The sequence below is a fragment of the Micromonospora sp. RV43 genome (assembly GCF_001029515.1).
In the GTDB taxonomy this organism is placed as follows: Bacteria; Actinomycetota; Actinomycetes; order Mycobacteriales; family Micromonosporaceae; genus Micromonospora; species Micromonospora aurantiaca.
Genome location: NZ_LEKG01000018.1, coordinates 53,355 through 60,112 on the forward strand (window position 1 = coordinate 53,355; position 6,758 = coordinate 60,112).

General features: G+C 72.9%; 8 protein-coding genes. 5 read left to right on the top strand and 3 right to left on the bottom strand.

The window, feature by feature from the left end; genetic code table 11:
- Positions 1–2: 2 nt before the first annotated feature.
- Positions 3–2,162, bottom strand: a complete 2,160-nt coding sequence (locus ABD52_RS07085) for an MMPL family transporter (protein ID WP_047891245.1) — start codon at positions 2,160–2,162, stop codon at positions 3–5.
- Positions 2,163–2,274: 112 nt separating this feature from the next.
- Here ABD52_RS07085 and ABD52_RS07090 point away from each other — a divergent pair, with 112 nt between their 5' ends.
- Genes ABD52_RS07090 through ABD52_RS07105 form a run of 4 tightly spaced genes read left to right on the top strand, consistent with a single transcriptional unit; the run spans position 2,275 to position 4,799 of the window.
- Positions 2,275–3,225: a hypothetical protein gene (locus ABD52_RS07090; RefSeq protein WP_047891246.1), complete on the top strand. Its 951-nt coding sequence runs from the start codon at positions 2,275–2,277 to the stop codon at positions 3,223–3,225.
- Positions 3,222–3,620, top strand: coding sequence for a hypothetical protein (locus tag ABD52_RS07095; protein WP_030272997.1), 399 nt, complete (start codon positions 3,222–3,224; stop codon positions 3,618–3,620). Before ABD52_RS07090 ends, ABD52_RS07095 begins: the two co-directional genes overlap by 4 nt.
- Before the next feature lie 46 nt (positions 3,621–3,666).
- Positions 3,667–4,032 (top strand): VOC family protein, encoded by a 366-nt coding sequence (locus tag ABD52_RS07100; protein ID WP_013284276.1) that lies wholly within the window; start codon positions 3,667–3,669, stop codon positions 4,030–4,032.
- A gap of 32 nt (positions 4,033–4,064) precedes the next feature.
- On the top strand, positions 4,065–4,799 hold the full coding sequence (locus tag ABD52_RS07105; RefSeq protein ID WP_047891247.1) for a YqjF family protein: 735 nt from the start codon (positions 4,065–4,067) through the stop codon (positions 4,797–4,799).
- Between the two features lie 113 nt (positions 4,800–4,912).
- Here ABD52_RS07105 and yidD read toward each other — a convergent pair whose 3' ends face one another.
- The gene (gene yidD / locus ABD52_RS07110; RefSeq protein ID WP_225319755.1) at positions 4,913–5,284 is read right to left on the bottom strand and encodes a membrane protein insertion efficiency factor YidD; all 372 of its coding nucleotides are present in this window, start codon (positions 5,282–5,284) and stop codon (positions 4,913–4,915) included.
- Between the two features lie 120 nt (positions 5,285–5,404).
- Between yidD and ABD52_RS07115 the strand changes: the two genes are divergently transcribed.
- Positions 5,405–6,265 carry an AraC family transcriptional regulator gene (locus tag ABD52_RS07115; RefSeq protein ID WP_047891248.1) on the top strand — a complete coding sequence of 287 codons (861 nt, stop codon included), beginning with the start codon at positions 5,405–5,407 and terminating at the stop codon, positions 6,263–6,265.
- On the opposite strand, the gene ABD52_RS07120 is transcribed toward ABD52_RS07115, so the two are convergent.
- Positions 6,262–6,758: phosphotransferase (locus ABD52_RS07120; RefSeq protein ID WP_047891249.1), on the bottom strand; the 497-nt coding region annotated here is incomplete at its 5' end. The genes ABD52_RS07115 and ABD52_RS07120 overlap by 4 nt on opposite strands.

The following is a 6,758-nucleotide window of genomic DNA, read 5'->3' on the forward strand; positions in this document are numbered from 1 at the left end:
AGTCAGGTCGACGCCGCGTCCGCAGGTGCCGGTGCCGCGTGCCGGCCGCCGCCGTTGCGCCGTTCGTCGCCGTGCCCCGGCCACCACGCCTTGTGGCCGATCAGCCCGGTCAGCGCCGGCACGAAGAACATCGACATGACGAACGCGGACAGCACGATCCCGATCGCCACCGCGAAGCCCATCTGCTGGAGGAACGAGATCGGCGCGAGCATCAGCACCCCGAACGTGCCGGCCAGGATCAGCCCGGCCGCGGCGACTGTCGGCCCGGCGTGTTCCACCCCGATCGCGGCGGCCTGGTGCGGTTCGTGGCCCTCGCGCGCTTCCTCGCGTAGTCGGGCGATCATCAGGATGTTGTAGTCGGTGCCGATCGCCACCACGAACAGGTAGAGGATGATCGGCAGCTGGAACGTCACGCCCGGGTTGCCCTGGAGCCCCTGGAACACGTAGACGGTGGCGCCGAGCGTGGCGGCGAAGTTGAGCAGCACGGCGATAACCAGATAGACCGGCGCGACGAGGCTGCGCAGAAGCAGCGCCAGGATGATCGCGATCAGGAGTGCGGCCACCGGCAGGATCACCGACAGGTCCCTGTTGTTCGCCGAGTTGATGTCCGCGAAGATCGCCGTGGTGCCGCCGACGAGTGCCCTGGTGCCCGGCGGAGCCGCCTCGTGCAGGGACTTCCGCAGGTCGTCGCGTACGAGCGTGATCGCCTCGTTGGACATCGGGTTCTCGTTCAGCAGCAGGCTTATCCGGACGACGCTCGGGTCGGTGGCGCTGCGCTCCGGCGGCTGTGCCTGCCCGACGCCGGGTGCACGCGCCGACGCGGCGGCGAAGTCGTTCACCTGCTGCTCGGTGAGCGGGGTGCCGTTGCCGGTGGTCAGGTAGACCTCGGTGGGCGCGAGCGCCCCGGCGGCGAACCCGCGCTGGAGGTCCTGGGCGGCCCGCGCCGACTCGGTGTCCTGCGGGAAGCCCGCGCCGAAGTCGTAGTCGGCCTTGTAGCCGAGCACACCGGCGGCGAGCGCGACGAGCAGCGCGCCCGAAGCGGCGGCCACCACGGCCGGGCGGCGGCCGACGACGGCGCCGAGCCGCCGGGACAGGGTCGCCTTGGGCGGGCGCTGCCACGCCTTCGACGGCCAGAACACCCACCGGCCGAGCAGCGACACGAGCGCCGGGATCAGGGTCAGCGAGGTGACGAGCATGACGCCGACGGCGATGGCGAGCGCCGGGCCGAGCGACCCGAAGAAGCCGAGTGAGGCGAGCAGCAGCACCAGGAACGCCACGATGACCGCACCGGCGGCGGAGGTGATGACCTCGCCGACCCGCTGCACCGAGACGACCATGGCGGTGCGCTTGTCGTCTCCGGCGCGCAGCCGCTCGCGGTAGCGGAACAGCAGGAACAGGATGTAGTCGGTGCCGATGCCGAACAGCACGATCAGCAGGATGGTCTGGAGGTCCTGGCTGACGTTGAGGTCGAACGCCTTGCCGGCGGCGGCGACCAGCCCGGTGGTGACGGACATGACGACGCTGATGACCACCACCGGCAGCAGCGCGGCGATCGGGCTGCGGAAGATGATCAGGATCAGCCCGATGATGAGGACGATGGTGGCGACGCCGACGACGGCGAACGCCTCGTTGAACGTGTCCTCGTTGTCGACGAAACTCGCCACGTCGCCTGCCACTCCGGCGGTCAGCCCGCTGCCGGCCAGGTCCGGCCCGAGAGCGGCGCGCAGGTCGCGTACCGCGTCGAGCAGGCCCGGGTCGTCGGGGCTGTCGGCGTCGAGACCGACGGTGACCACCTGCACGGACTTGTCCGGCGCGACGGCCTGCGGGCCGGTGAGGTAGCCGGAGGTCTGCGGGATGTTCCGGGCCTTGAGCGCGGCGGCCAGCTGCCCCACGCGCGCCTCGTCGGCCGCGGTCAGCGGTCTACCGTCGCTGCGTTTGACGACGACCGTTGCGGTGGCGGTGGCGGCCTGCGGGAACGACTTCGCGCCCAGCTCGGTGGCCTGCACCGACTCGTAGGTGCGCGGCAGGAAGCTTTCCTGGTCCGCGGAGGTGATGTCGCTCAGTGAAGGACTGGCGGCGATGATCGCGATCGCGGCGACGACCCAGCCGCCGATCACCCACCAGGCCTTGCCCACGACGAATCTGCCCAGGCGCTCGAACATCGTTTCCCCCGTGTGTTCGGCTGTGTCGCACGCGATCCTACGCTGCGTGAGCAATCCCTTTCGGACGGCTCGCGGACTTTCGTCGATGATCCGGGTGGTCGAGGATCGACGGATGAGCGCGACGCTGCCCGGTCCCGGAGTGCTGACGGCCTGGTTGGCGGCGACGGTGCCGGCTCCGCTGGTCTTCTTCGAGTGGACCCACAGATGGGAGGAGGACCAGCCGGTCTCGACCGCGCTGTGGTGGCCCGTGCTCGCGTCACCGGTGCTCGCCGCCGTGCTGGCGGCCCGGCAGCCCCGGCGACCCGGGGTGGCCCTGGGCGTGTCCACGCTGGTCGCGACGGCGCTTCTCGCGTTGTCACTGGCGCTCTTCCGGTGGGTCGTGCCGCTGACCGGCGAGGCCCACTGGGGGCGGGCTCTGCTCGGCGGCGCGGCGCTCGCGGTGGCCGGAGCGCTGACCGGGTACGCCGCCGGCGGGCGCCTGCCCCACCGGGTCCGCCCGGCGTCGCGGCGCGGCTATCTGATCGGCGGGCTCGCCGTGGTGTTCGGCGCGCTGCTGGCCCAGTCCGCGGTAGGGCTCGGCGCCGAGGACAGCACGATCGGGCAACCCCCGCATGAGTACGGCGGCGTCGGCCCCTACTCGACGTCGGCGGGCCGGTTCACGGCACCGGCCGCCGGGGCGTACGCGATCTTCGCGGTGGGCTTCTCCCCGACGGACCCGGACTGCCGCGTCACCGGCGGCGGCGCGGAGGTCCGGACGGCCGAGCCGGTCTCGGTCCCGCCGGGCGACTACGGCAGCGACGCCGCCACCTATTCCTGGGTGGCGACCGTGCGGGTGCCGACGCCCGGTAGGTGGACGCTCGACTGCCGCACGGACGACCCGGAGGCGTCCTACGTGGTCGGTGACGTGCCGGAGATCCGGGGCGCGGTGGGCGAGGTGATCCACTGGCCGGTGGGCGTGATCTGGCTGCTCGGCGCGGTTCCCGGCCTGCTGATCGTCGCGGACACCGCCAGGCGACGGCGAGCCGGTCCGATGGTCGCGGTGTCCGGCAGGATGGCCGCGTGAACGACGACGAATGGTACGAGCGGCACGGACTGCGTCCGGCAGACGTCGAGCCGGTGCGGTCGATGCTGCGCGAGCAGATCCGTCTCGGTGCCGATAACGACAGCGCCCTCATCCACCTGGGCTGCGAGCAGTTGTTCCTGCACGGTGACCTGGCCGACGTACTGCTGATCTGGCAGGCCAAGCACTCCAGCTTCGACGCCGCGTGCTCCGTGGAGTGGCAGTTGCTGTGCGGGGCGGGGCGGGAGCAGACGCTCGCTCACCTGCGGACGCTCGGCACGGCGGAGGCGGCCGAGGTTCTCGCCTACCTGTCGGCTGTCGATCCCGAGGACGTAGCAGCGTTCGACGTGGCCGAGCAGTCTCGCTGGTACGTCGAATACCACGGCGGATTGTCGTAGGGGTCTCGTAGCCTGGCGCGGTCATCGACGATCGCAGGGAGGCGACGTGCTCGACCACTTCTCCGTAGCGGTACGCGACCTGGAGGCGAGCGGCGCCTTCTACGACGCGGTCCTCGCCCCGCTGGGCGGGCGGCGGCTGATGGAGCCCGGCCCGATCGGCTACGGCGTCGACGCGCCCGACTTCTGGGTGGAGCCCGCGCCGTCCGGCGCCACGCCGGTGCCGGTGCACATCGCGTTCACCGCGGCCGACCGCGCGACGGTGCGGGCGTTCCACGACGCGGCGGTGGCAGCGGGCGCGGAGGTGCTGCACGCGCCGAAGGAGTGGCCGGAATACCACGCCGCCTACTACGGCGCGTTCGTCCGCGACCCGGACGGCAACAACGTCGAGGCGGTCTGCCACCGCCCGGAGTGACTCCCTGCGCGTCCGGGAGGCAGGATGGACCGGTGGAGATCGAGCCGGTCGAGCACGCTCCCGTACGCGCCATCCGCCGGGCCTGGCTGGCGCAGCGCTGGCACGATCTCGCCTTCCTGCACTGGGCGGTCCCGCCGGAACGGGTGGCGCCGCTGCTGCCCGCCGGCACCCGGCCGGACACGCTCGACGGGCTCACCTACGTGGGGCTGATCGGGTTCCGGATGGTCGGGCTGGGGCTCGGCCGTGGCCCGGGCGTGCCGTACTTCGGCACGTTCTGGGAGACGAACGTCCGGCTCTACTCGGTCGACGGCTCGGGGCGGCGCGCTGTCGTGTTCCGCTCGCTCGACGCGTCCCGCCTGGTGCCGGTGCTGGTGGCCCAGGTGAGCCTGCGTCTGCCGTACAAGTGGTCGGCGATGCGGCTGGACCGGTCCGGTGACACGCTCACCTACCGCTGCCGCCGCCGCTGGCCCGGTCCGGCCGGCGCGACCAGCCGGATGGCGGTACGCGTCGGCGCGCCCATCCCGGAGCCGACGCCGCTGGAACACTTCCTGACCGCCCGCTGGGGCCTGCACACCCGGGCGTACGGCCGCATTCGCCACCTGCCGAACTGGCATCCACAGTGGCCGCTGCACCGCGCCGAACTGCTGCACCTCGACGACGAGCTGGTCACCGCCGCGGGCCTGCCCGCACCGGACGGGCCGCCGGTGAGCGTGCTCTACTCCCCCGGCGTACCTGTCGTCTTCGGCGGCCCCACGTCGGTCGGGTGACCGCCACCTTGATCGACGCCAGGTCGCCGCAGTGGCGGCATCCGGCACACCGGAACACCGCCACTTCCCCGAGGTGGCGCCGGCACGTCCGCGCGGCGCGGAGGCGAGCGGGGTCAGTGCAGCGGGTCGTGGGTGCCGTGCGGGACGTCGGGACGGCATCGGCGTACCCGGTCCGCGGCCATCCGGCCACCCACCGCCAGCCCGTACCGCTCCACCGCGGCGAGCCCGTACGCGCTGCACGTCGGCGTGTAGCGGCAGGTCGCCGGCCAGCGGTGCGACAGCCAGCGCCGGTAACCGAGGATGGCGGCCCGGCCGGCCCGGTCCACGGCGGGCCGCCGGACGACGCCCGCGGTCACCGAGCCGAGGGTGAGCAGCATCGAGAAGAGGCCCAGGTCGCAGCAGCCCGGCCCGTCGCAGGTGGGCACGTCGCAGTTGCACCAGTCCCGGCTCTTCTTTTTCTTGTGGTGCCGCTTCCGGAAGATCACCACGCCATGATGCGACACGCCCGCCACTGTCGATGAGGCGACCGGACCGGGTCCGGTGTGATCGGGTCGGTGGGCGGCCGGGAACCTAGCGTCGAAGGCGTCACCAGGAGGGAAGACCGGGTGCTGGATCGGCTCAACGCCGCGCTGGACCACCTCGAACAGCGGCTCGACCAGCCGCTCGACGTGGCCGCGCTGGCCCGGATCGCGGGCGTGTCGGAGCACCACTTCGGCCGGCTGTTCTCGGCGCTGGCCGGGCTGCCGCTGTCGGAGTACGTGCGCCGACGCCGGATGACGCTTGCGGGCGCCGACGTGCTCGCCGGCCGGGAGTCGCTGCTCGACGTGGCGGTCCGCTGGGGGTACGGCTCGAACGAGGCGTTCGCCCGCGCGTTCCGGGCCGTGCACGGCGTCGGGCCGACGCAGGCCCGGCAGGCCGGTGCGGTGCTGCGGTCCCAGCCCCGGATGTCCTTCCGGCTCGTCGTCGAAGGGAACACCAGCATGGACTACCGGATCGTGACCAAGGACGCCTTCCGGCTCGCCGGGCTGACGGCCCGGGTGCCGCTCGTGCACGAGGGGATGAACCCGCACATCGTGGCGTTCGTCAGGGGCATCGACCCGGCTACGGTCCGCCGCATCGAGGCGCTGTCCGACCAGGAGCCGCGCGGGATCGTCAACGTCAGCGCCGAGCTGGCCGGTTCCCGGGATGAGGGCACCGAGCTGGACTACTGGTACGCGGCGGTCACCGGCGCGGACGTGCCGGACGACCTGCGCAGTCTGCCGGTCGAGGCCGGCGACTGGGCGGTGTTCTCCAGTTCCGGGGCGTTCCCGGTGGCGGTGCAGCACCTGTGGCGGGCCGTGTTCACGTCGTGGTTCCCGTCCAACCCGTACGAGACCCGGCCGGGGCCGGAGATCTCGCGGGTGCGGGTCGCCGAGGACGGCGGCACCGCCGACGCGGAGCTGTGGATCCCGGTCCGCCGGGTCTAGGGTCGCGCCACCGCCGCCGCTCGCGCCAGCGCGGCCGGCACGTCGTGCACGTGGTACGGATGCTCGCCCGGCTCGATCGCGGCGAGGAACATCGCGTACACGGCGGCCAGCCGCAGCGGCGCGACCGGCCGGAGCAGGTCGACGGCCCGCTGCGGGTCGCTGCCGGGCACGTCGGCCCGCCACCGTCGCGCCCACGCGTCGACCAGCCGGGCAGCGGCGTCCGCGTCGACGTCCTCGGTGAGGCGCAGGATGTCGAAGGCGGGGTGGCCGGCGAACGAGTCCGCCCAGTCGATCACGGTCCGGCGCCGGTCGTCGCCACGCACGTTGCCGGGGTGCAGGTCGCCGTGCACGAGCGTGTCCGGCAGGCCGCAGCCGGCGACCTGCCGGAGCCGCCGGTCGAGCCCGTCGAGCAGGCCGGCTGCGGCCGACACGTCGTGCCCGGCGAGTCGTTCCCGGATCCAGCCCGCCAGCCGCGCCCCGCGCAGGTCCGGCA